Raw genomic sequence first — 23,568 nt, 5'->3', positions numbered from 1 at the left:
GCTCCTCCGGCCTCCGGCCCCGATAGCCAGGCGGTGCCCAGGAGCGGCGTGCGTGAAGGAGAGTGTCGCGATGACCCGAATTGCCCTGTTCTCATGCGCCTTCGTGCTCGGCGCGCTCGGCGCGTCCACCGGCTGTAGCTCGGAAGACACGGACCCCGAGACCCCCGCGACCGAGCCTGGACCGCTGCGCATCACGACCGACAAGGGCGAGGTTGAGGGCGCCCTCGTCGGCACGACACGCACCTTCCTCGGTATTCCCTTCGCGGCGCCGCCCACGGGCGACCTGCGCTGGAAGCCGCCCGCACCCGCGGAGCCCTGGGCGGAGACCTTGAAGGCCACCGCGCGCGGGGCATTTTGCCCGCAGATTTCTCCAGCGGGCAGCTCCGAGGGTACCCAGGCCGAGGATTGCCTCACCGTGAACGTGTGGACGCCGGAGCGCCCGGCGTCGGAGGCCGTGCCGGTGATGGTCTGGATCCACGGTGGCGGCTTCCTCTTCGGCAGCGGCGGCGAGGCGGCCTATGACGGCCAGAAGCTCTCGGAGGCGACAGGTGCGGTGGTGGTCACCCTCAACTACCGCCTCGGCCCTCTGGGCTTCCTGTCGCTGCCGGAGCTGTCGGCGGAGGACACGGAGCATTCGGCGTCGGGCGCGTACGGCATCGAGGATCAGCGCGCCGCCCTGGAGTGGGTGAAGGCCAACATCGCGGCGTTCGGGGGCGATCCAGGGCGGGTCACCCTGTTCGGGGAATCGGCAGGGGGCGCCAGCGTGTGCATCCACCTCACCTCGCCGAGGAGCCGCGGGCTCTTCCAGCGCGCGATCCTTGAGAGCGGGCCGTGCGACCTGCGCAGCGACCAGGCGTCGGCGCAGGAGCAGGGCGCGCTGCTCGTGGAGGCGCTGGGCTGCCAGGGAGCGCCGGACGTGCTCGCGTGCCTCCGGGAGGTGCCAGCCGAGGAGGTCCTCTCCGCGCTGCCGGCGAGCGTCGGCTTCTCCATGGAGGGGGCCTGGCAGCCGGTCATCGATGGCTGGAACATCCCGGCCTCTCCCGCGGCACGGCTCGCGTCCGGCGACTTCGAGAGGGTGCCGACCATCGTCGGGGCGAACGCGGACGAGGCGACCCTCATCGACCTGCTGGGCGGCGGCATCGACATCCCCGACGAGGAGGCCTTCGCGGCGCTGATGGACCAGTTCGTCCCGGGGCAGGGCGAGGCGGTCGTGGCGCGCTACCCGAGCGCCACCTACGGCTCGGCGAAGGCCGCGGCGCTCGCGGCCCTGGGCGACGCAGCCTTCGTCTGCCCTACCCGGAAGATGGCGCGCGACCTCTCGGCGGGGGGCACGTCCACGTACCTCTACCACTTCACCTACGCTCCCCCGAATGCCGCGATCGACGGTCTCGGCGCGTTCCACTCGGCGGAGGTCAACTTCGTGTTTGGCAACCCGAGCCAGCTCTTGCCGCAGCCGTTCGACGAGGAGGAGCGTTCGCTGTCGGCCGCAGTGATGGGCTACTGGAGTGGGCTCGCGGAGAGCGGTGAGCCCGGTACGCAGCAGGGCGTGACCTGGCCCCGCTACGACGCGGCGTCGGACGAGGCGCTGATCCTCGACCTGGACCTCGCGACCGAGACCGGGGTGCGGAAGGACCTCTGCGACTTCTGGGACGAGGGGCCTGCCGAGGCACCGTGAGCGGGGGCGCCCAGCGCGCTCCCGCCGGAGCCCGACGTTCCGGCGCGTGCCCTGGTGAGCGACCATGGCTGCGGACGACGCATCGGAGAGGTACGCTCGTGCCCGGAGGGACGCGCGGCTCCAGCCTCTGACCCGATGGCCAGGCGGTGCCCAGGAGCGGGTCCCGCGTGGGCCGCGTGACCGTATGAAGCCGCGTGACCGTATGAAGGAGAGTGTCGCGATGACCCGACTTGCCTTGTTCTCATGCGCTTTCGTGCTAGGCGCGCTCGGCGCGTCCACCGGCTGCAGCACAGAAGACACCGGGATCGAGACCCCGGCGACCGAGCCTGGCCCGCTGCGCGTCATGACCGACAAGGGCGAGGTCGAGGGCGCGCTCGTCGGCGACACGCGCACCTTTCTCGGCATCCCCTTCGCGGCGCCGCCCACAGGCGACCTGCGCTGGAAGCCACCCGCCCCCGCGCAGCCCTGGAGCGAGACCTTGAAGGCCACCGAGCGCGGCGGCGCCTGCCCGCAGAGCGCCCCGGCCGGCGTCCCCGCGGGCGACGAGAGCGAAGACTGCCTCACCTTGAACGTGTGGACGCCGGAGCGACCCGCCTCGGAGGCCGTGCCCGTGATGGTCTGGATCCACGGCGGCGGCTTCGTCTTCGGCAGCGGCGGCGAGGCGGCCTACGATGGCCAGAAGCTCTCCGAGGCGACGGGCGCGGTGGTGGTCACCGTCAACTACCGCCTGGGGCCCCTGGGCTTCCTGGCGCTGCCGGAGCTGTCGGCGGAAGACGCGGAGCACGCGGCTTCGGGCGCGTACGGCATCGAAGATCAGCGCGCCGCCCTGGAGTGGGTGAAAGCCAACGTCGCGGCCTTCGGCGGCGACCCGGCGCGGGTCACGGTGTTCGGAGAGTCGGCGGGGGGCGCGAGCGTGTGCATCCACCTCACCTCGCCGAGGAGTCGCGGGCTCTTCCAGCGCGCGATCCTTGAGAGCGGCCCTTGCAACCTCGTCAGCGACGAAGCTTCGGCCATGGAGCACGGCGCGATGCTCGTGGAGGCGCTGGGCTGCCAGGGCGCGCCGGACGTGGCGGCGTGCCTCCGGGAGGCGACCGCCGAGGAGGTGCTCGCGGCGCTCCCGGCGAGCGACGGCTTCTCCCAGGAGGGGAGCTGGTATCCGGTCATTGACGGCTGGAACATCCCCCGTCACCCCGCCGTGCAGCTCGCGTCTGGTGACTTCGAGAAGGTACCGACCATCGTCGGGGCGAACGCCGACGAAGCGAACCTCTTCGACGTGCTGAGCGGCGGCTTCGAGGTCCCCGACGACGCGACGTTCGCGGCGCTGATCGAGGGCTTCTTCCCGGGGCAGGGCGAGGCGGCCGTGGCGCGCTACCCGAGCGCCACCTACGGCTCATCGAAAGCCGCGGCGCTGGCGGCCGTGGGCGACGCGACCTTCGTCTGCCCCGCCCGGAGGACGGCGCGCGCGCTCGCTACAGGGGGCGCCCAGACGTATCTCTACCACTTCACCTACGCGCCCAGGAACGGCCTGTTCGGCGATCTCGGCGCCTTCCACTCGGCCGAGACCAACTTCGTGTTTGGCAACCGGAGCACGCTCTTGCCGCAGCCGTTCGACGAGGACGAGCTCTCGCTGTCGGCCGCGGTGATGGGCTACTGGGGAGGGCTCGCGGAGAGCGGTGAGCCGGGCGCACAGGAGGGCGTGGCCTGGCCCCGCTACGAAGCGGCATCCGACGAGGCGCTGATCCTCGATCTGGACCTCTCCACGGAAGCCGGGGTGAGGAAGGACCTCTGCGACTTCTGGGACGAGGTGTCGGTCGATTCGTTCTGACCGAGACGCCGGCCGGGCGCGTGAGACGCCGGCCGGGCGCGCGAGATCCTGATCAGCGCCTCACTTCAGGCCGTCGAGGACCTCAAGAGCCAGCTCGTACTTGCCGAGGGGGGGCATCAGGTAGGCGCCCTGCACGCGGTCGCGCACGGAGAAGAGCATCTCGCGGGCGATGCGGACGCCCTCCTTGCGGGCCTCGGCGCCAGGGGGGGCCTTGCGCATGCGCTCGCGGATGGCCTCGGGGATCTGCATGCCGGGAACCTCGTTGTGGAGGAACTCGGCGTTCTTGTAGCTGACCAGGGGGAGCACGCCGATGAGCACCGGCATGTTGAGGTGGGCGATGCGGCGCAGCACCTCGTCGAGCAGCTCCTGCTGGAAGATGGGTTGGGTCATTACGATCTCGGCGCCGGCGGCGTGCTTGCGTTCGAGGCGCTGGATCTCCTTGCCGAGGTCCTGGGCGCCGGGTTCGAGGCCCGTCGCGAGGAGGAACGAGGTCTGGCCGCCGGCGATGCGCTTGCCGGCAGGGTCGAGGCCGCGGTTCATGGTGCTGGCCATGTTGAGCAGGCCGATGGAGTCGAGGTCGTAGACGGCCGTGGCCTCGGGGTAGTCGCCGATCTTGGGAGGGTCGCCGGTGATGACCACCAGGTTCTGGATGCCCACGGCGCTCGCGCCGAGCAGGTGCGCCATCTGGCCGATGAGGTTCCGGTCGCGCCCGCACACGTGGAGGATGGGCTCGATGCCGTAGCGCTGGATGAGCAAGGCGCAGAACGCGAGGTTGCTCATGCGCGCGGTGGCGCGCGGGCCGTCGGCGACGTTGACCACGTCGATGCCGTTGTCGATGAGCATCTTGGCCGCGGCGAGGGCGCTGTCGGGGCTGAGGCCGGGGGCGGGGTTCACCTCGACCGAGACCACGAACTGCCCGGCGGCGATCTTGGAAGCGAGGCGGCTCCGCTCGGCGAGCGGGATGGGATCGAGGCCGATCACCTCCACGGGCGCGGCCTTGGGACGCGCGGCGGCCGCGGGGGTCGCGCCGCCGCCGAGCATGCGCGCGGATTTGACCATCCAGCGGATGTGCTCCGGGGTGGTCCCGCAACACCCCCCGACCATCTGGGCGCCGGCCTGGATGATGCGGCGGGTGAAGACGTCGAAGTACTCGGGCGTGGCCATGTAGAGCAGGCGCCCATCGACGGTGCGGGGGAGGCCGGCGTTGGGCTGCGCGCACAGAGGCAGGCCCGTGCCGCGCATGCGCTCCGCCATGGAGAGCGCGAGCTGCGGGCCATCGCCGCAGTTGATGCCGATCGCGTCGACGCCGAAGTCGCGCAGCATGGCCGCGACGCCTTCGGGCTGGGAGCCGTCGGCGACCGTGCCCCCGGCATCGAAGGTGACGGAGGCCAGGATGGGGGTGCCGGGCGCGGCGCGGCGCGCGGCGTCGATGGCGATGCGCAGCTCCTCCATGTGGCGGAAGGTCTCGATCATCAGCAGGTCTGCGCCTCCTTCCACGAGCGCCGCGGCCTGCTCGGCGAAGGTGCTCGCGGCGGCGCGGAGGTCTTCCTGGGTCGCCACGCCAGGCACGATGCCCGTCGGGCCGATGGAGCCTGCCACGTAGGCCGCGCTCCCTGCCGCCTCGCGGGCGACCCTGGCGCCGGCGAGGTTGTAGCTCCGCACCTCGTTGACGAGGCCGTAGCGCTCCAGCCGGAAGCTGTTGCCCCCGAAGGTGTTGGTCTCGATCACCTGCGCCCCCGCGTCCACGTAGTCGCCGTGGATCTTCTTCACGATGTCGGGGCGGGTGACGTTGAGCTGCTCGAAGTTCTGGGTGACGAACACGCCTCGCTCGTAGAGGAGCGAGCCCATGGCACCGTCGAACACCAGGATGGAACGCTGCAAGGCCTCGAGGAAGGGGGCCGCAGGTCTCGCGGGGGTCATGCGGCGCATGGTAGCGGCGGGCAATGGCTCATGAAAGGGTTCGCGCAGGAGCGCCCTGGACAGCCGAGGGCCTGGATGGCGCGGGAACAGGGGCGTGGGAGGGGCCCGGATGTGCTGGGCGCGTGCGGCGGCATTGACGCGGAGTACCCGGGAACACTACGGACGAAGGCGATGAAAAGCGCAATCCGCCGGTCTTTTGTGCTGTCCGTTGCCCTCACCGCGGTCGCGCCCGTCCTGCTCACGGCCTCGGAGGCCCGCGCGGACTGGGACCCGATCATGCACCGCTCCGACGCTGGGGTGGACCTGTACATCTGGAGCGCCAGGGGTATCGGCACGGCCCTCCCCGCCGTGCCCTTCGTCCAGTGGGATGTGGCCCACAACCTGTTCCTCGGGCTCCGTTTCCCGCTCGCGACGAGCTTCGACCCGGCCTACATCGGCCTTGGCAACCCCACCGCGTCGCTCTGGTACTCGGACATCAAGGGGGATCTCACCTGGTACGCGGGCGGGCGCGTCTCGCTGCCGCTCGGCCTCGTCGATGCCCGGGGATGGCGGTACGCGACGGCCGCGGGTGCCGCAGCGATGGGGTTCTGGGATCCGTTCCTCTGGGCCAACGACTCGCTCCCGTTCGGGGGCTACGGCGGCATCGAGTACCGCTTCGCCGACTTCTTCGTGCTGCGCGCGGGGGGTGATCTCGGCTTCTACCCGTCGCTGAGCCGCGGCCGGAACTTCGGCGTGGTGCGCTCGGGAGACCTCGATGTGGCGCTCCAGCTCAAGGTGGAGCCCGAGTTCCAGAGCAAGGCGGGGTTCGGCGGCGGTGCGTCGCTGATGACCTGGGTCATCCCCACCGCGAGCGGGGACATCGCGCAGACCCTGATCATGCCGTACTTCGCCTACGACTCGCAGAAGACGTTCTTCATGCGGGCCGGCGCGCTCCTCGCCCTGGACAGGCCGCTCGGGCCCGGGTTCGACCGCGGCGGGGTGGCCTCGATCTACCTGCAATTCGGCGGTCACATCGACTGACGTCGATAGCGCTTGCGATTCCGCCTGTTCGGTGAGGAAACTCGGCGCCCATGGCCGAGTCTCGCCTCCACGACCGCTGCGCCTGCGGCTCTGCGCTCTCGTCATCCACCTCGTTCTCATCCGCCGCCGGGGGCTCCTCCCGCCCCTTCACGCTCGCCGGTACCCGGAGGGTGTACGAGCGCGCGCGGCCGTTCACCGTCCGGCACATCGCGCTCGATCTCGCGCTGGACATCGAGGAGAAGGCCGTCGCCGGCTCGGCGCGGCTCGACGTCACCCGGATCGATCCGGCGGAGACGCACCTCGCGCTCGACGCGCTGGGGTTCGAGATCGCCAAGGTGGAGATCGCCGCGACCCTCCTGGTGAGCAGGCCCGCGGCAGAGAAGGCAGCCCCTACAAAGTCTGCAAAGGCGCCCGCGAAGTCGGCCGCGAAGGGTGGAAAGGGGAGCGCCCGCGCGGCGAAGGCCTCCGCGGAGCCCGCGTTCACCGCGGCCGAGCACACCTACGACGGCGAGTCGCTGCGGGTGCACCTGCCGCTCGACGTGCAGGAAGCCTCGATCCGGGTGACGTACCGGGCGGTGCCCCGCCGGGGCATGTACTTCCTCACGCCCGACGAGCACGTGCCGGATCGGCCCCGCCAGGTGTGGACGCAGTGCCAGGACGAGGACGCGCGCCACATCTTCCCCTGCATCGACAAGCCGCACGTCAAGCAGACCACCGAGATCCGGGTGCGGGTCCCGGCAGGGTGGACGTGCCTGTCGAACGGCGAGCTCTTGAACTCCGCGAAGGAGCAGAAGCAGGGCGTCTTCCACTACCGCCTCGACGAGCCCCACCCGAGCTACCTCTTCACCCTGGTGGCCGGCGAACTGTCACGGATCGAGGAGGAGGTGGACGGCATCCCGCTCGCCTACCTCGTGCCGCGCGGCCGTGAGGAGGACGGGCGGCGCACCTTCCGGCGCACGCCGGACATGATCCGGCACTTCGGCGAGAAGCTCGGCGTCCCGTACCCGTGGAAGCGCTACAGCCAGGTGGTGGTGAGCGACTTCATCTTCGGCGGGATGGAGAACACCACCGCCACCACGATGTACGAGCACATCCTCATCGACGAGCGCGCGGGGCTTGACATCACCGGCGACGACCTCATCGCCCACGAGCTGGCGCACCAGTGGTTCGGCGACCTGGTGACGTGCCGGGACTGGTCGCACGGGTGGCTCAACGAGGGGTTCGCCACCTTCATGGAGCACGTCGACCGCGAGCACCACCTCGGCCTCGACGAGTACGAGCACAGCCTCGTCGGGGACATGGACGCCTACCTCGCGGAGGCGCGCGGTCGCTACAAGCGGCCGGTGGTGTGCCTGGACTACGAGGTGCCGATCGACCTGTTCGACAGGCACCTCTACGAGAAGGGTGGCCTCGTCCTGCACCTGCTCCGGCGGGAGCTCGGCGACACCCTGTTCTGGCGCGGCGTGAACCTCTACCTCACGCGGCACGCGCGGAGCGTCGTGGAGACCCGGGATCTGCAGCGCGCCTTCGAGGAGGCGAGCGGCAAGTCGCTCGAACGGTTCTTCGAGCAGTGGATCTTCCGGCCGGGGCACCCGGAGGTGGAGATCAAGCTGGAGGTGACCGACGCCCTGTGCACGGTCACCGTGAAGCAGAACCAGGGCGGGAGCGCCGCCCCCGGGCGGGCCGACACGCCGCCGCCGGACGCGACGCCCCCGGTGTTCGCGTTCGACCTGGTGCTCGACTTCGGCCTCGGCGAGGTGCACCGCGAGGTGCGCCGGGTCGACCAGGCGACGCAGACCTTCGCGATCCCGCTCCAGCGCCGCCCGCGCTTCGTGGTCATCGACCCGGACCTGCGCATCCTCGGCGAGGTCACGGTGGAGGCGCCCGTGGACCTCCTGCGCGGGCAGCTCGCGCATGCGCCCTCGGCGCGGGGCAGGGCGCTCGCCGCGCACCTGCTCGGCAAGAAGGACGACCCGGCGACCCTGAAGGCCCTGGCGCGGACGCTCGGCGACGAGAAGGAGTTCTGGGGTGTACGCGCGGAGGCGGCGGAGGCCCTCAGCGTGAGCCGTGCGGACGAGGCGCTCGCCACGCTGCTCGCGCGCACCGGCGTCGCTCACCCCAAGGTGCGGCGGGCGGTGGCGCGGGCCCTCGGCAAGTTCCGGTCGGGCAAGGCGGCCGAGGCGCTCCAGAAGATGGCGCTGCGCGACGCGAGCTACCTCGTGGAGGCGGAGGCCGCGCGGGCCCTCGGCGCGACCCGGCAGTCCTCGGCCTTCGAGACGCTGGTGGACATCCTCGACAGGCCGTCCTGGGCCGACGTGATCCGCTCCGGGGCCCTCGATGGCCTCGCCAACCTGCGCGACGAGCGCGCGCTGCCCCACGTCCTCGCGCGGACCCGCTACGGCGTCCCGGCGCGCGGGCGGCGGGCGGCGATCCTGGCCCTGCCCCGGCTCGGCGCCGACCGGAAGACGCGCGAGGCGCTGGAGGACCTGCTCGACACCCGCGATCCGCACGTGCGGGTCGACGTGATCCGGGCGCTCACCGACCTCGGCGACATCAAATCGCGCGGCGCCATGCAGCGGGCGCTGGACCGGGAGCTGGACGGCCGGGTGCGGCGGCGCCTGCGCGAGGCCTTGCGCGACCACGCGGGCGCCGGGCGGCGCGAGGTGGACCGGCTGCGCGACGAGCTGGACACGCTGCGGCGCGACCACCACGACCTCAAGGCGCGCATCGCCAAGCTCGAAGGCACCGCGGGCGCGCCGAAGGGCACCACGAGAAAGGCCGAGGTGAAGTCATGAGCGTGACGCTCGCCGGGAAGACAGCGCTGGTCACGGGGGCCTCGGCCGGCATCGGCCGGGAGATCGCCAAGGTCCTCGCGCGCGAGGTGGGGGCCTTGATCCTGGTGGCGCGGCGCCGGGAGCGGCTCGACGAGCTCGCCGCCGAGCTGACCGCGGCGCGGCCGGGCCTGCGGGTGGTGGTGCGCTCCGTGGACCTGCTCGACCGGGAGGTCACCGGCGCATTCCTCGACGACCTGGAGAGCGAAGGCGAGCGGATCGACGTCTTCGTCAACAACGCCGGCTTCGGCGACTACGCCTTCTTCGCCGAGAGCGCGTGGCCGAAGGTCGAGCAGATGCTGGAGCTCAACGTGGTCAGCGCGACGTACCTGCTCCACCGGATCGTGCCGACGATGGTGGCGCGTGGCGCGGGCGCGATCCTCAACGTGGGCTCGTGCGCGGGCATCGCGGCCAGTCCCCAGATGGTGGCCTATTCGGCGACCAAGGCCTTCGTGAACCTGCTCAGCGACGGCTTGCGCGCCGAGCTGGCCGGCACCGGCGTCAGCGTGACCAACCTCTCGCCGGGCCCGGTCCCCACCGAGTTCCAGGAGGTCGCCGGGAGCACCCGGCGAGAGACCGTCCCCGAGGCGCTCCACGTCAGCGTGGACCTGTGCGCCGAGGAGGCGGTGACGGCGCTCAAGGCGGGCCGCGCCAGGGTCATCCCCGGCCTGCCCATGCGCGCCGCGATGCTGTCCCTGGAGTCGGTGCCGAAGGTGCTGGTCCGGCCGGTGATCGCGCGCATGGCGAAGAAGAGCAAGGGCCGTAGCTGACGCCGCGTGGGGCCTCGGCTACGGCGGGGGCCATGTCCGAAGCAGCCTCTCCCGTGAAGCTCGAACGCCGTGGGCGCGTGGGCGTGCTCGTCCTCGACCGGCCCGACCGGCGCAACGCCCTCTCCCGCGACACCCTCTTCGCCATCGGCCGCCTCGGCCGCGAACTCATCGCCGATCCGGACATCCGCGCCATCGTGATCACCGGCTCGGGCGACAAGGCCTTCTGCGCCGGCGCCGACCTCAAGGAGCGCCAGGGCATGAGCACCGACGACGTGCGCGTGCAGGTGGGCCTGTACCGCTCCGAGCTCGGCGTGCTCGACCGCAGCCCGAAGCCCGTCATCGCTGCCCTGAACGGCGTCGCCTTCGGCGGAGGGCTGGAACTCGCGCTGATCTGCGACCTGCGCGTGGCAGCGCCCCACGCCGAGGTGGCGCTTCCCGAGACCTCGCTCGGCATCATCCCCGGCGCTGGCGGGACGCAGCGGCTGCCGCGCATCGTCGGCGAGGCCCGCGCCAAGGAGATGATCCTGCTCGGCCGCAGGCTCGGCGCCGAGGAGGCGCGGCTCTGGGGCCTCGTCAACCGCGTCTCGCCGGAGGGCGTCCCCGTGCTCGACGACACGCTCGCCTGGATCGAACCCATCGCCGCGGGCGCCCCCATCGCCCAGGCCGCGGCCCTCAGCGCCATCGAGGACTCGTTCGAGGTGCCGCTCGCCCTCGGCCTGGAGCTGGAGCGCACCCGCTACGACGAGACCCTGCGCAGCGAGGACCGGCTCGAAGCCCTCAAGGCCTTCGCCGAGAAGCGCAAGCCGGTCTACCAGGGCCGGTGACGTCATGGGGGGGATGATGCAGGCAGCGCAGGGGTCGCAGCCACGACCGTCGCAGGCGCCGCAAGGGCTGCGAGTAGACGGCGGAGGTACAAAAACCCGCTGGCTCGTGCCTTTCGTGCTGCTCCTCTTCTTCGCCTGGGGCTTCGCGACGGTGCTGGTCGACGCGCTGGTGCCCAAGCTGAAGGGCCTCTTCGCGCTCACCTACACCGAGGTGATGCTGACGCAGTTCTGCTTCTTCCTCGCCTACCTCCTGATGTCGCTCCCCGCGAGCATGATCCTGAGCCGCATCGGCTACCTGCGCGCCGTGGTCGGGGGCCTCGTGGTCATGGCGCTGGGGTGCCTGATGTTCGCGCCCGCGGCGCGGCTCGGCGTCTACCCCGGCTTCCTGTTCGCCCTCTTCGTGATGGCCTCGGGGATCACCCTCCTGCAGGTCGCCGCCAACCCCCTGATGGCCCTCCTCGGCGCGCCCGACACGGCGCCGAGCCGGCTCACCTTCGCCCAGTTCTTCAACGCGGTCGGCACCACCGTCGGCCCTCACGTGGGCGCCACCCTGATCCTGGCCTCCGGCGTCTCCACGCCCGACCCGACGACCCTCTCCCCTGCCGAGCTGGCTGCTGCCCGGCAGGTGGGCGCGCAGGCCGTGCAGACCCCTTTCCTGCTCATCGCCGTGGGCCTGCTCGTCCTCGCGGTGCTGTTCTGGGTCGCGCGCAACGCCGCCAGCCTCGGGCAGGCCGAGCACCCGGCGGCGCTGCGCGACACCCTGAAGCTTCTCGGGCGCCCGGCCCTCCTGCTCGCGGTGATGTCGATCTTCCTCTACGTGGGCGCGGAGGTGTCGCTCGGCAGCCTCATGACCAACTTCCTCATGCTCCCCGGCACCCTGGCGCTGCCCGCCATGGAAGCCGGCCGGCTCGTGGGCCTGTACTGGGGAGGCGCGATGGTGGGCCGCCTCCTCGGGGGCTTCGTGCTGCGGCGGCTCCACCCCGGCACGGCGCTCGCGGCGTGCGCCCTCGCGGCGGCCACGCTGGTGGGCGTCGCGGTCGTGGGCACGGGCGTGAGCGCGGGCGTGGCGCTCATCGCGGTCGGCCTGTTCAACGCGATCATGTTCCCCACCATCTTCACCCTGGGCCTCGAAGGCATGGGCGAGGAGACCGCGCAGGCCTCGGGGCTCCTCTGCATGGCCATCGTCGGGGGCGCCGTGGTTCCGCTCCTCACCGGCGTCCTCGCCGACCACACCACGCTGAGCCTGGCCTTGCTTTGCCCGCTCCTCTGTTACGTGTGGATCGCCCTGTACGGGTGGATGCACCGCCGCCGAGCCGCGGTGGCGTGACGCCGTCTCTCTCGTTCACGCGGCAGGGGATCCCGTCTGCCTCCCGGGAGACGAGGCGCACGACAAAAAAGGGCCGCCGCGGTGTCGGGGTAACACCGCGGCAGCAAAGACTCGTTCAGCGGCGGGCCACGTCTCGCCCGCTCCGAGTGACCGGCGCGGCTACTTCTTGCTCGTCACGGCGGGGGTCGCGGCGGGCGCTGCGGCGGGGGCTGACGCGGGGATCGCGCCGGGAGTCCCGGGTGCTGCGACGGCTGTCGGGCCTGCGGCAGCGCCGGGGGCCGCGACGGGCGTCGGGCCTGCCTTCGCGCCCGCGGTGGCTCCAGGAGCCGCGCCTGCGAGCGCGGCCTGCAGCTCCTTCGCCTGGGTCAGGTGGCCCTCGACCACCGGCCGCATGTCCGTGAGCAGCGTCTTCAGCTCGGCGTTCTTCACGCTGGGCAGGAGCTGCTTGTCGATGGTGTCGAGCGTGTCCTGGTGGAGCTTCACCTGCAGCTCGACGTACGTCTTGTCGAAGTCGGCAGGCGCCGCCGCCTTGAGCGCGCTCAGGCCAGCGTCGACGTCGGTCTTCATCTTCTGGGTGACCGGGCTCTCCGCGGGGATGAGCTTCGCCTTGGTCTGGACCTGGGTCTGCTTCTTCTTCGCGTCGGTGTGGTGCTGGACCATGGTCGCCGCGAACTTCTTCACGCGCGCGTCCTTGGCCTTGGTCTGCGCGAGCTTGCTGAGGTCGATCTCGGCGGTGTTGGAGGCTTCCGACACGGCAGCGATCTGCTCGTCGCTCAGCGGCGTCGGCGGTGCGGCGGACTCGGCGGCGGGCTCGGCGGCGGCGGGGGGGTCCGGCTCGGGCGCCGGCGCAGCTTCCGGGGCCGGCGCGGGCTCGGACGCCGGAGGCGGCGCGGGCTCCATCGCGGCAGGCTCCGGGGGCATGGTCTCGGCGGACTGGGCCTCCATCTCGGCGCCTCCGCAGCCAATCACGAGCGCCGCCACACCGACCAGAGACGCAAGGCCACGTGCCACAGCGGTACGATTCTCATTGCAGCTCATTGCAAGATCCTTTCGTGCTGATTACCGCGCGGCCAGCCAGGGCGTGGCTCGGCCGAGTGGCCCTCCGTCAATGGCGCGGGGGGCTGCGAGCCCCAAGGAGTCGTACAGAACCTCGATGTTGTCAACCGAGGCAAATTTCCCTGTTCGAGCCTGACCGGAATGGAACCATGAAAGGGTCTACGGGCTACGCCCTGGCGATAAGGGAGCCCTCCAGGAGAGAGTCAGGGCAATGCCTACAGGAATGGTAAAGCACGCTTCATCCACGGAGTGACGCGCTCTCAGTGGAGGGGAGCAGGGAAAATTTCCCTGCCCGTGATTCACCGGTCAGCGCCCCGTGCCGGACAGGTGCCGAGTCGTCGCTTGCCCATGTCGTACCCCTGCGGTGCGGGGAGGCGACGGCCTACCAGGCGAACATGGCATCAGCGGGGTGCGATCCCGACACGAGGCGTTCCCTGGGTTGATACGCTGCGGGTGTGATGACGCATCCTGGCGGTGGACGGAGTGAGCGCGTGCTGGGCATCGTCGTCGGAGGCGTGCTCGCGGCGATGGTGGCCGGGTGCTCGGTGGTCGTCGACCTCAGTGGCCTCGCGGACGGAGCCTCTCCCGGCGAGGGCGGGCAAGGCCCTGGTGGCGCGAGTGGTGTGGGCGGCGCAGGCGGCACTGGCGCGAGCGGGACTGGCAGCGGCGATCCGTCGAGCTCCGGGAGCGCGGGAGGTGGAGGCAGCGGCGGCATGGGCACCGGGTCCGACGGATGCCCCACGGGCAGGGGCCCGACCATGGTCCGCGTCGACATCGCGCCGGAGTACTGCATCGACTCGACCGAGGTCACCATGGCCCAGTACCTGGAGTTCGTCGACGCGTCCGTGTTCGACACGAGCATCCTCGGGGAGCAGCAGCAGGACCCGCTGTGCGCGTGGAACGTGAGCCTGGAACCTCCGAGCAACTTCACGACCTACTGGGACAAGCTCGATGACGAAGACTCGCAGATCAACGACCCGGTCCGCTACGTGGACTGGTGCGACGCGAAGGCCTACTGCGCGTGGGCCGGCAAGCGGCTCTGCGGCGCCCGCGCCGGAGGCGCCCTGCCTTCAACGGCGATGGTGGATTCGATAGAGTCGCAGTGGTTCCATGCATGCTCCCGTGGAGACACGCGGACCTATCCCTTCGGCGAAGTCCCCGCCGGGAGCGGGAACGCGCCCTCGGGTCACTGCGTCGATGGCAGGCCCAACGACAGCTCGTATGGCGGGCTCTACAACACCACGGAGCCGGTCGGCTCGTTCACCGCCTGCGAGGGCGGCTTCGACGGGATCTTCGACATGAGCGGCAACGTCTCCGAGTGGGTGGACGCGTGCGACATCACGACCGCCGACCCCATGCCCGGCGAACCCGGGGCCGATGACCTCTGCCCCGTGCAGGGAGGCATGTACGGCTTCCTGGCGAACGCCACGTTCTGCGGCTTCATCCAGAAGTGGCGCCGCGATGCCTTCGGGCCCGCGGTCGGCTTTCGCTGCTGCTCTCCCTGAAGGGGCGTCGACGAGATGGCGTCGACGAGGTGGGCGTCTTCGCTCGGGAAACGGCGGGGATGCGCACCCCCGCCGCGTGACTCACACCGCGCGGCGGCGGACCGGGGGCGCCTTGGCCGTGGGGACCTGCCGCTTCGGCTGCGCTCCGGGGGCCTGCCCGCGCCGCGCACCGCCTCCAGCCCCGGGGGTCGCAGCGCCCGCAGGCGTTGCGCCGTCACCGGCGGCGTCCTTGTCGGTCGCGTCCGCCGCCGCCGCCGCAGCAGCAGCAGCTTCGGCGGCGGCCTTGGTGTCCGCCAGCTTCTGGGCGTCGTCCTTGGGCAGACAGCACTTCTTGTACTTCTCGCCGGAACCGCAGTGACAGGCGTCGTTTCTTCCAGGCTTCATAAGACCTCCGCGTGCGACGAACGGGCTTGACGAGCCGTCACGCGACACTTGCGCATGTGTAGCGTGAGTGCCGGCCACCCGTCCAGGTGACCTCCATCAAGGACGCCGAATCGCGCTGCCCCTCGCGCTGCTCCTCAAGCCTGCCGCGCTTGCCGCGCTTGCCGCGCTTGCCGAGGACGCTGAGGACGCTGCGGCCTCCCCGGGACCCTGCTGGACAGCGCCCCACGGCAGGAACGCGCCGCTTCCCGAGCGCTTTCGCCTCCGGCGGGGCCGCGTCAGCCCTGCCTCGCGGGCTACCCGGTCGAGCAGGACCATGGAAGCATCGATCCGTTCCAGCCACTTCAGGACCACCGCCGGACTGCCGGCGCCCCAGAGCCGCGCCTCCTCCTCCGTGAGCGCCGTGAGCGCCGTGAGCGGCGCGGACGTCACCGGCGTCGCGAGCGCGCATCGCGCCGCCTTGAAGGCCTCTCCTGCGGGCGCCACGGCCTTGCCCCCGCGACCCTCCAGCGCCTCGGCGAGCGCGCGGGCATTCTGCGCGAGCCGCTCCCCCGCCGCCCGCACGCTGCCGCTGCCGGAGCTGCCCGTCGCCAGCCACTCGGCGTCGACGAGGGTGCGCGCGTAGAAGAACACCGCCGAGAATGGCAGGAAAACCCGCGAGAGCGCCCTGGAAGAGCGCAGCGGCGGCCCCCCCGTGAGTGCCCGCACCTCCTCGCGCACCTCGCGCAACTTGCGGTCGAGCGCGCGCGTGGCGCCGAGCAGGTGGGCCCGGCTCGCCGTGCGCTCGACGACCGCCGCGTCCAGGTAATCCCCGAGAGAGCGCAGCGCCTCCGCCATGGCCCCTCCGATCTTCTCGCGCGCCGGTGTCGGGAACAGCAGCGCCGCGACCAGCGCGCCGATGCCCGCGCCGATCAGGGTCTCCACGATGCGCAGGTAGAGCAGCTCCGGCGAGAACCTCCCGAGGAGGCTGTAGAGGACCGCAATGAGCGTGGTGATCGCGGCGACCATCCACGCGTACGACACCTGCAGCGTGTAGTACGCGACGAACATGCACCCGAACACCACCGACAGCTCCAGGGGTACGTTCCCCTGGACGGCGTGGGAGACGAAGATGCCCACGAACACCCCGGCGATGGTGCCAATCGTCCGCTGCCACGCCCGCGCCACCGTCGCCCCCACCGTGGTCGCGCGGGAGAAGACCACGAACGCGGCGACCACGGCCCAGTAGCCGCGCGTCGCCGACACGGCCTCTCCTGCCCACAGCGCGAGCGAGGTCGCCACCGTCGCCTGCACCGCGAGGCGCAGGGTGGATTCTCGCGCGGCCGACGGGCGAGAGGGCGTCGAGGAGGGAAGGGGCGCGGGCGCGGGTACAGGAACCTGCGCGGACCTGCGGCTCGGGGTGCCCGCGAGCATCTCCGGAGGGCTCGGGCGCCAGGGGTGCTGGGCGGCGCGGAGCAGATCCTCGATGGCCCTCTGGAGGTCGTCGAGGAACGGCGCGCCCCCTGTCCCGGAGGTCTCTTCACCGGCCAGCGCGCGCCCCCCGTCCCCCACCCGCCTCGCGTCTTCTGCGCGCCTCGCGTCTCCTGCGCGCCTCCCGTCCCCCGCGCGCCTCCCGTCCCCCGCGCGCACCGCCAGCCGCGCGGCAGCGAGGGCCTTCGCTGCCGCCGCGCGGTCCCCGTCGGTCGTCGCGCCGGACGTGGTCAGCGACTCCACGGCGGAGAGCACCCGCTCCAGCGCGATCTCCAGCGCAAACACCCGCGCGGGCAGCTCCGGCCCGGCGACCCCCGAGGTCAGCGCGGCGGGCCCGAGGCGTTCGAGCTGGTCCTCGATGGTCAGCGCCGACTCGTTCACCGCGTTCATCGCCCGCCCGATCGCCCCTGCCCGCCGCGGCGACCAGCTCCCCTCCGCGGCCACCTGCGCGAGGTGGTGGAGCGCAAGCGCCGTCCTCCGCCGGAACCCCTCGATGCGCCGGCGCAGCACGGCCTCGGGCCGCTCGCGCAGCACCCAGAAACGCATCGCGTACACCAGCGCCGCGGACACGAACACGCCCCCGATCATCAGCGGGAGCTGCGCCACGCTCGCGTGGAAGAAGAGCGCGAAGAAGTACGAGAGGAACCCGACCATCCCGAGCCCCACCCCGCGCGGCCCCACGCTGCGCGCCAGCACCGCCGCGAACACGATGGCGATGAGCAGCACGTTGCGCAGCCACCCGTACGGCGACACCAACGTCCCCAGCAGCACCGCCGCGCTCGCCACGAAGGGAATGCACGCCGTGGTGATGCGCTGATCGCGCGGCGTCACATCGGTCACCACCACCGCGCCGAGCGTGGCCAGGTTGATCCCGACCAGCGCCGAGGTGGTGGGCTGACCGAGCGCCTGCGCGATGGCGTGCAGCACGGCGAGCGCCGCCATGGCCGCGAGCGTGGCGCGGCCGGCCTGACGGAGCCGGGCGAGATCGGGGTCGGAGGCAGCGAGGACGTCCCGGAGATAGGACGGGTCGATCACGCCCCTCTCCCCATGCGTGCCCCGTGCCAGCCGCGCCCCTCACGCAGCCACGTCACACGGCCACGTCGCGGGGCGCGGAGGGCTTCATCCCCTCGGTCGCCCCGAAGAGCAGCAGCGCCGCCAGCGGGAACGCCGTGCCCGCCAGGGTCACCGCGTCCCAGCCGCCGCGCGCCATGAGCACGCTCGCGAGCGCCGATCCCGTCGCCCCGCCCAGGAACAGGAGCGCCATGTAGATGCCCGTCAGGCGGTTGCGCACCTCCGCGCCCAGCGCATAGATCGCCCGCTGCCCCAGCACCTGGTTGGTCTGCACCGCGAAGTCCAGCGCGATCACCGCCACCACCATCCCGATGGCCGACAGCCCGAACCCGTTGCGCATCACGAAGAACGACGCTGCCGCCAGGCCGAGCGCGAGCCCCGTCGCGGGCTTCGTCATCCCCCGGTCGGCGAGCCTCCCCGCGAGCGGCGCCGCCGCCGCGCCTGCCGCACCTGCCAGCGCGAAAAGCGCGATCTGCCGCTGGCTGAAGTGAAAGCGCGGCCCCGCGAGCTCCAGCGGCACCGCCGTCCAGAAGAGGCTGAAGGCCGCGAAGCACCCCGCCTGGTACGCCGCCCGCCGCCGCAGCACCGGCGTGTCGCGCAGGAGCGGCCACAGGGACGACAGCATCGCCCGGTAGCCCGCGCCCACGGCTGGCTTCCGATCCGGCAGGAGCTGCGGCAGCACCACCCAGAACACCGCCATCAGCGCCGCCGACATCCAGAACACGGCCCGCCACCCGAAGGCGTCGGCGATGATCCCCGACACCGGCCGCGCCAGGAGGATGCCGAGCAAGAGCCCGCCCATCACGTTGCCGACCACCCGCCCGCGCGTCGCGTCCGGCGCCATGTGCGCCGCGAGCGGCAGCAGCATCTGCACCACGCACGAGCTGACGCCCGTGAGGAGCGCCGCCACCAGGAACACCGCCGCGTGCGGCGCCACCGCCGAGAGCACCAGCGACAGCACCACCGCCGCCAGCATCCACCGGATCAGGGGCCGGTTCTGGACCATGTCCCCGAGCGGCACGAGCAGGAGCAGCCCGGCGCCGTAGCCGAGCTGGGTGAGCGTCACCACCAGGCTCGACAGCTCCTTCCCGAGCCCGATGTCCGGCCCGATCAGGCCCACCAGCGGCTGCGCGTAGTAGATGTTCGCGACGATGGCGCCGCACGCCGTCGCGAACAGGGTGGTCAGTGCGGGGGAGAGGCTCTCGGGCGGGGGGGCTGGTTGTTCGCTCATTCGGGAACGTCGACGAAGATCTCGATCGTGCTGCCATACGACCGCACCGACGAGAAGGTGAAGAAGCACCTGAGCGCGCCCGCTCCAGCGTCTGCCATGAACGGCGCCCCGCCGCGAACGCCAGGCTCGCCACCCCCCACCCGCGACGGGTACGATGCGCCCCGCTGGAGGCTCGATGACGCGCTCGATCCACACTCTCTGTCGCCTGGTGGGGCTCGTCGCTCCCTCGCTGCTCACCGCGAGCCTCTCCCTCGCGGCACCTGCTGCCCCCACCGCACCTGCTGCCCCCACCACCCCTGCCGCGCTGCGCGCCCCCGAGATCTCCCTCTCTCCGCGCGCCCCCACGGCCTTCCTCGACGGCGCGCGCCTCGTCGCTGCCGAGCGCCTCGCGCCGCCCGCGCCCGACGCCCGTGGCCGCGTGCTCACCCGCGTCCGCCTCCGCTACGACGCCCCCCTTTCTGCCAGCCCTTCCGCCGGCCCTTCCGCCGGCCCTTCCGCCGGCCCTTCCGCCGGCCCTTCCGCCGCCTCCCCCCTCGCCGACGGCACCGCGCCTCACCGCCCCTCGCGGCTGCGCGAGCGCGTGGTCGAGGCGCACGTCGACCGCACCGCCATCATCCAGATCTCTCCCGGCGCCGAGGCTTCCGTGGAGGCCACCGGCGTCCGCCTCCTCCGCCCCCTCATGCCCTCCCGTGGCCTCTGGCTCGTCGAGCCTGCCGACGGCGCGGCGGACGAGGATGGCCTCGACCTCGCCGCCCGCCTCCAGGGCGAGGTCGCCCGCGGCGTCGAGCAGGCCGTCCCGAACCTCTACCTCCGCCTCAAGGCCAGCGCCGAGCCCTACACCCCCGACGACCCCATGCGGCCCGACCAGGTGTACCTCGAAGCCCTGCGCCTGACCGAGGCCTGGGGCCTCCACCGCGGCACTGCCGAGACCAGCATCGTCGTCCTCGACAGCGGCTGCGACTACGGCCACCCCGACCTCGTGGACAAGCTCGACGGCGGCCTCGACGTCGTCGACGGCGACGACGACGCCTCCTTCGAGCCCAGCGACGAGGGCGCCGCCCACGGCACCGCCTGCGCCGGCATCGTCGCCGCCTCCACCAACAACGCCGAGGGCATCTCCGGCGTCTGCCCCGAGTGCCGCCTCCGCTGCGTGCGCCTCCTCGGCGACGTCGACCTCCCCGCCTCCGCCACCATCGACGCCTTCAACTACGCCCTCGAAACGGGCGCCTCCGTCGTCTCCAATAGCTGGAGCTTCGCCGATGAAATGCCTGTCCCCCAGGTCATCGCCGACGCCATCGACAACGTCTTCCGCACCGGCCGCAAGGGCAAGGGCACCCTGGTCATCTTCGCCGCCGGCAACGAGAGCCGCGAGATCCAGCCGGACGAGATGCAGGCCCTCCCCTCCGTGCTCACCGTCGGCGCCGTCAACCACTGGGGCGACAAGACCTCCTTCACGAACTTCGGCGACGCCGTGGCCCTCGTCGCCCCCGCCGGCACCGTCACCACCGACCTGCGCGGCTCCCGCGGCTACGACGCCGGCGACTACACCTTCCTCTTCGGCGGCACCTCCTCCGCGTGCCCTGTCGCCGCCGGCGTTGCCGCCCTCCTCGCCAGTGCCGCGCCGGACCGCACCGCGGGAGACCTCTACGACCTGATGATCCGCACCGCCCGCCCCGCGACCCTCGCCGTGCCCGACGAGAACGGCCACGACCCCATCTACGGCCACGGCATCATCGACCCCCTCCCCGCGCTCACCGAGCTGGGCGCCGGACAGGACCCCGACCCGATCCCCGTCGACGACGGCGGCCTCGTCCCCGAAACCTCCGAAGACGACGGCGGCTGCACCCTCGCCAGCGCCCCGGGCCGTGCTCACCGCAGCCCCTTCGCCCCTTCCGCCGCGACGCTCGTTGCTGTCGCCGCCGCTGCCTACGCCGCGCGCCGCCGTCGCCGGTAGCGCGCCGCCAGCGCGAGCCCCGCGCCCAGCACCGCTCCGGCCGCGCCACCCGCCGGGCTCTCCCCGCCGGCCGTGCGACACCCGCAGCCTTCCTCCGCAGGCAGATCCTGGTCGCCGGGCCCCTCCGCCCCGCTCCCTCCGGCCCCACCGCCGCCGCCCCCACCGCCGCCCGCGCCGCCTGCGCCTGCCAGAACCTCGGCCTTGCATGCGGCCACCTCGTCCGGCGACCCGATGCACAGCGTCGGCCGCCGCGACGACTCACCCGTCAGCGTGTTCACCACGATCACCACCAGCGCGCTGCCGTCGGCGACCTCCATCGCCTCCGTGCCCGCCTCGGGATCTTCCACCCGCGTCACCGGCCCGTAGCCCGCCCCCTGCTCGGTCGTCACCAGCATCACGAGTCCTTCCAGGTCCTCTGGCGAGCCCTCCTGCGGCACCAGCGCGGCCGTCAGCGCCGCCCGCCCCTCGGGCTCTGTCCGCGTGTACTGCGACGACGCGTAGAACACCCGCAGCCTGTCGCTGTACGGCGCCGCGGCCTCCTCGATCGTCACCCGATCGTAGGTCGCCCCGTTCGCGTAGCCCTCGCCGGGCGCGGCGCTGAGCCCCGCCCACAGGTTCCACGTCGCGAAGATCACGAACGACTCCGCGAACGACGACTGCGCCACATCGACGAGCAGCGGATCGACCTGCGCGAGCCACGCCGGGTCCGCGACCCCGAACGCCCCGTCCACCGTCCGCTCCCACAGCCCGCGCACCGTCCCTGCCCCGAACCGCTCCTCCAGGAACTGGAAGTAGAGCGCCGTCCCGTAGCTGAACGGATCCACGGGCCCTGGCAGCGGCACGTCGAGCGACCGGTCGGGGTTCGTCAGGTAGCCGTCGATGAACGCCTCGAAGTCGCTCAGCGATGGGTCGAACTGCTCGGTCGCCCACACCGCCGTCCCCTCGTTGATCACGCTGCCCTGGCCCGCGTCGTACGCTGCCTGCACCGCGTGGAAGAACTCGTGGCTCGCCAGGATCCGGTTGGCGACGAGCGTGGACGGGTAGCCGTACCCCACGAAGTCGTTCTCCTGCACCATCGAGCCCGCGCACTCCCCGGGCATCGCCGCCGAGCACCCGTCGGGGTCGAGCTGGAACGACCCATCGCCCGTCCCCCCGAAGTTCACGAGGTACACGTCGAAGCGATCGTCGCCCCCGTTGATCGCCACCTCCGCGTCGCTCGCGGGCGCCCGGAAGCCGAGCTCCCCCGTGTAGAAGGTGAGCACCTCGTCGTAGACGGCGCCCACCTCCTCCACGAAGTCGGGCACCCCGTCGCCGTTCACGTCGGCCGCGGGCACCGCGTTGTCCCCGTCGCGCGTGAAGTGCACGAGGAAGCTCCCCCCCGGCGACGCGTGGGTCTCCACCACATCGCCCGGATCGAAGCGGAAGAGCAGCATGTTCCCGGGCGTGTCGGGCCTGTCCAGCGCCTCGAACCTGGGCTGCCCCAGGCGCGGCGCGCCCTCCTCCTCGGCCCCGCACGCGGTCAGCGCCGTCAGCGCCGTCAGCGCCGTCAGCGTGCTGAGCGCCGCCAGCGCCGTACGCGCCGTGCGTGCTGTGCGTGCCGTGCGGACCGTGCTGGCCGCACGGGCTGTCAGCGAGGAGGTGGCGCCGCGCGTCGACGTCACGGCAGGAACGCCCAGCGCACCTGGTAGTTCCCCGAGCCCGTCGGGCCCTGCGGGAGCGGATCGCCGTTGTCGCAGAGCTGCTGGTTCTCGGTCGTGTAGTACGCCGTGATCTCCAGCTTCAGGTAGCGGCTGTCGGCGAGCTGCAGCAGGTACACCTGATCGCTCATCCCCACGCAGTGCGTGTCGAGGTTGTAGACGTAGAAGCCGGAGAGCGCGGTCCCGGGCGCCGTGGGCTGGCCGCTCGCGTCGCCCTGCAGCACGCAGCCCGACGAGTAGTAGCTGTCCGTGCGGGCCGCGGGGGCCGGATCGGGCACCGCCGTCACCTCGTCGAACACCGCGTTGGGGATGGGCGCGCCGGTCACGCACGACGGGCCGGAGTTGCCGCTGTTGATGCGCACCGTGCTCCGCCGGAAGGCGATGTCCCACTCCATCGAGTCGAGGGCTGCCTCGTCCGAGATGTTGACCTTCTCCAGCCCCGTGTCCGTGAAGCGCCCGTAGGTGTACGAGGTCGGATCGGTGGCCATCGCCCCGCCCGCCACGGCGTCGATCAGGGAGAGGAAGCCCATCCCCTCGGGGGTGCTGGTGATCATCCCGGCGTCGGTGTCGTCCTGCAGGTTCAGGTCCTGGAGCACGTTGTCGGAGCAGGCGACCTCCGTCGGCTCGGTGCACCCGCCGCCGACCGGAGCGCTTCCGCCCCCGCCCGTGCTGTTGTCCCCACCCGAGCCGCCGCCGCCGGCGCTCGACGAGGTGGACGAGGAAGAGGTGGTGCTGCTGCTGCTGCTCGTGCTCGTCCCGTCATCATCGTCGGAGGAGCAAGCACCAGCAGCCGCGAAGAGCGCGCCCGCAAAGAGCAGGGCCAAAAGAGAGCGATAACTACGCATGGTGGTGCTCACCTTATCAGAACGACCCGGAGCAGCGGTAGATTGTAGCAAGTGACTTTCAATATCCTGCACTGCTCCCCTCCTGACCCGCCCGGCCTTTCAGCCGCCGCTCCCGCCCGATCCCCCGACCCCGCCCGACCCCCCGACCCCGCCGCCACCCCCGGCC

General features: G+C 71.9%; 16 protein-coding genes. 9 read left to right on the top strand and 7 right to left on the bottom strand.

What is annotated here, in order from left to right:
* Nucleotides 1-70 precede the first annotated feature (70 nt).
* Both CAP_RS12595 and CAP_RS12590 read left to right on the top strand, forming a co-directional pair.
* Nucleotides 71-1,675 carry a carboxylesterase/lipase family protein gene (locus CAP_RS12595; RefSeq protein ID WP_081864822.1) on the top strand — a complete coding sequence of 535 codons (1,605 nt, stop codon included), beginning with the start codon at nt 71-73 and terminating at the stop codon, nt 1,673-1,675.
* 220 nt (nt 1,676-1,895) lie between these two features.
* Complete coding sequence (locus tag CAP_RS12590) at nt 1,896-3,500, top strand: carboxylesterase/lipase family protein (RefSeq protein WP_231511392.1); 1,605 nt, start codon at nt 1,896-1,898, stop codon at nt 3,498-3,500.
* Nucleotides 3,501-3,560: 60 nt separating this feature from the next.
* Here the strand turns inward: CAP_RS12590 and CAP_RS12585 are convergent, their stop codons facing one another.
* Nucleotides 3,561-5,420, bottom strand: a complete 1,860-nt coding sequence (locus CAP_RS12585; protein WP_044240316.1) for a bifunctional homocysteine S-methyltransferase/methylenetetrahydrofolate reductase — start codon at nt 5,418-5,420, stop codon at nt 3,561-3,563.
* A 171-nt stretch (nt 5,421-5,591) separates the two neighbouring features.
* On the opposite strand from CAP_RS12585, the gene CAP_RS12580 reads away from it, so the two are divergent.
* The 5 genes from CAP_RS12580 to CAP_RS12560 all read left to right on the top strand — a co-directional run bounded on the left by CAP_RS12580 (nt 5,592) and on the right by CAP_RS12560 (nt 12,192).
* Nucleotides 5,592-6,440, top strand: coding sequence for a hypothetical protein (locus tag CAP_RS12580; protein ID WP_231511390.1), 849 nt, complete (start codon nt 5,592-5,594; stop codon nt 6,438-6,440).
* 50 nt (nt 6,441-6,490) lie between these two features.
* Entirely contained in the window at nt 6,491-9,235 is a 2,745-nt protein-coding gene (locus CAP_RS12575; RefSeq protein ID WP_044240314.1) for a M1 family metallopeptidase, read from the top strand.
* Complete coding sequence (locus tag CAP_RS12570) at nt 9,232-10,041, top strand: SDR family NAD(P)-dependent oxidoreductase (protein ID WP_044240313.1); 810 nt, start codon at nt 9,232-9,234, stop codon at nt 10,039-10,041. Before CAP_RS12575 ends, CAP_RS12570 begins: the two co-directional genes overlap by 4 nt.
* 32 nt (nt 10,042-10,073) lie before the next feature.
* Entirely contained in the window at nt 10,074-10,865 is a 792-nt protein-coding gene (locus tag CAP_RS12565) for an enoyl-CoA hydratase-related protein (RefSeq protein WP_044240311.1), read from the top strand.
* Between the two features lie 115 nt (nt 10,866-10,980).
* A complete protein-coding gene (locus CAP_RS12560; protein WP_197041143.1) occupies nt 10,981-12,192 on the top strand; it encodes a sugar MFS transporter in 1,212 nt (403 codons plus the stop codon).
* A 159-nt stretch (nt 12,193-12,351) separates the two neighbouring features.
* On the opposite strand, the gene CAP_RS44375 is transcribed toward CAP_RS12560, so the two are convergent.
* The gene (locus tag CAP_RS44375) at nt 12,352-13,203 is read right to left on the bottom strand and encodes a DUF4142 domain-containing protein (RefSeq protein WP_197041142.1); all 852 of its coding nucleotides are present in this window, start codon (nt 13,201-13,203) and stop codon (nt 12,352-12,354) included.
* Between the two features lie 536 nt (nt 13,204-13,739).
* Here CAP_RS44375 and CAP_RS44370 point away from each other — a divergent pair.
* On the top strand, nt 13,740-14,753 hold the full coding sequence (locus CAP_RS44370) for an SUMF1/EgtB/PvdO family nonheme iron enzyme (RefSeq protein WP_052374961.1): 1,014 nt from the start codon (nt 13,740-13,742) through the stop codon (nt 14,751-14,753).
* Nucleotides 14,754-14,834: 81 nt separating this feature from the next.
* On the opposite strand, the gene CAP_RS52215 is transcribed toward CAP_RS44370, so the two are convergent.
* From CAP_RS52215 to CAP_RS12535, 3 genes are all read right to left on the bottom strand, one after another.
* A complete protein-coding gene (locus tag CAP_RS52215) occupies nt 14,835-15,137 on the bottom strand; it encodes an SEC-C metal-binding domain-containing protein (protein ID WP_044240310.1) in 303 nt (100 codons plus the stop codon).
* A 96-nt stretch (nt 15,138-15,233) separates the two neighbouring features.
* Complete coding sequence (locus tag CAP_RS12540; protein WP_044240308.1) at nt 15,234-17,639, bottom strand: FUSC family protein; 2,406 nt, start codon at nt 17,637-17,639, stop codon at nt 15,234-15,236.
* Between the two features lie 52 nt (nt 17,640-17,691).
* On the bottom strand, nt 17,692-18,906 hold the full coding sequence (locus tag CAP_RS12535; RefSeq protein ID WP_044240306.1) for an MFS transporter: 1,215 nt from the start codon (nt 18,904-18,906) through the stop codon (nt 17,692-17,694).
* A 175-nt stretch (nt 18,907-19,081) separates the two neighbouring features.
* On the opposite strand from CAP_RS12535, the gene CAP_RS12530 reads away from it, so the two are divergent.
* The gene (locus CAP_RS12530; RefSeq protein WP_052374959.1) at nt 19,082-20,860 is read left to right on the top strand and encodes a S8 family serine peptidase; all 1,779 of its coding nucleotides are present in this window, start codon (nt 19,082-19,084) and stop codon (nt 20,858-20,860) included.
* Here the strand turns inward: CAP_RS12530 and CAP_RS12525 are convergent.
* Together CAP_RS12525 and CAP_RS12520 are read right to left on the bottom strand one after the other, a co-directional pair.
* On the bottom strand, nt 20,833-22,521 hold the full coding sequence (locus CAP_RS12525; protein WP_156040734.1) for an MXAN_6640 family putative metalloprotease: 1,689 nt from the start codon (nt 22,519-22,521) through the stop codon (nt 20,833-20,835). The two genes, CAP_RS12530 and CAP_RS12525, sit on opposite strands and share 28 nt — an antisense overlap.
* Complete coding sequence (locus CAP_RS12520; RefSeq protein WP_052374957.1) at nt 22,518-23,381, bottom strand: HmuY family protein; 864 nt, start codon at nt 23,379-23,381, stop codon at nt 22,518-22,520. Before CAP_RS12520 ends, CAP_RS12525 begins: the two co-directional genes overlap by 4 nt.
* Between the last annotated feature and the right edge of the window lie 187 nt (nt 23,382-23,568).

Source organism: Chondromyces apiculatus DSM 436, from assembly GCF_000601485.1.
GTDB lineage: Bacteria > Myxococcota_A > Polyangia > Polyangiales > Polyangiaceae > Chondromyces > Chondromyces apiculatus.
Note: the sequence above shows the minus strand (reverse complement) of the source record. Positions and strands in the feature narration are given on the sequence as shown.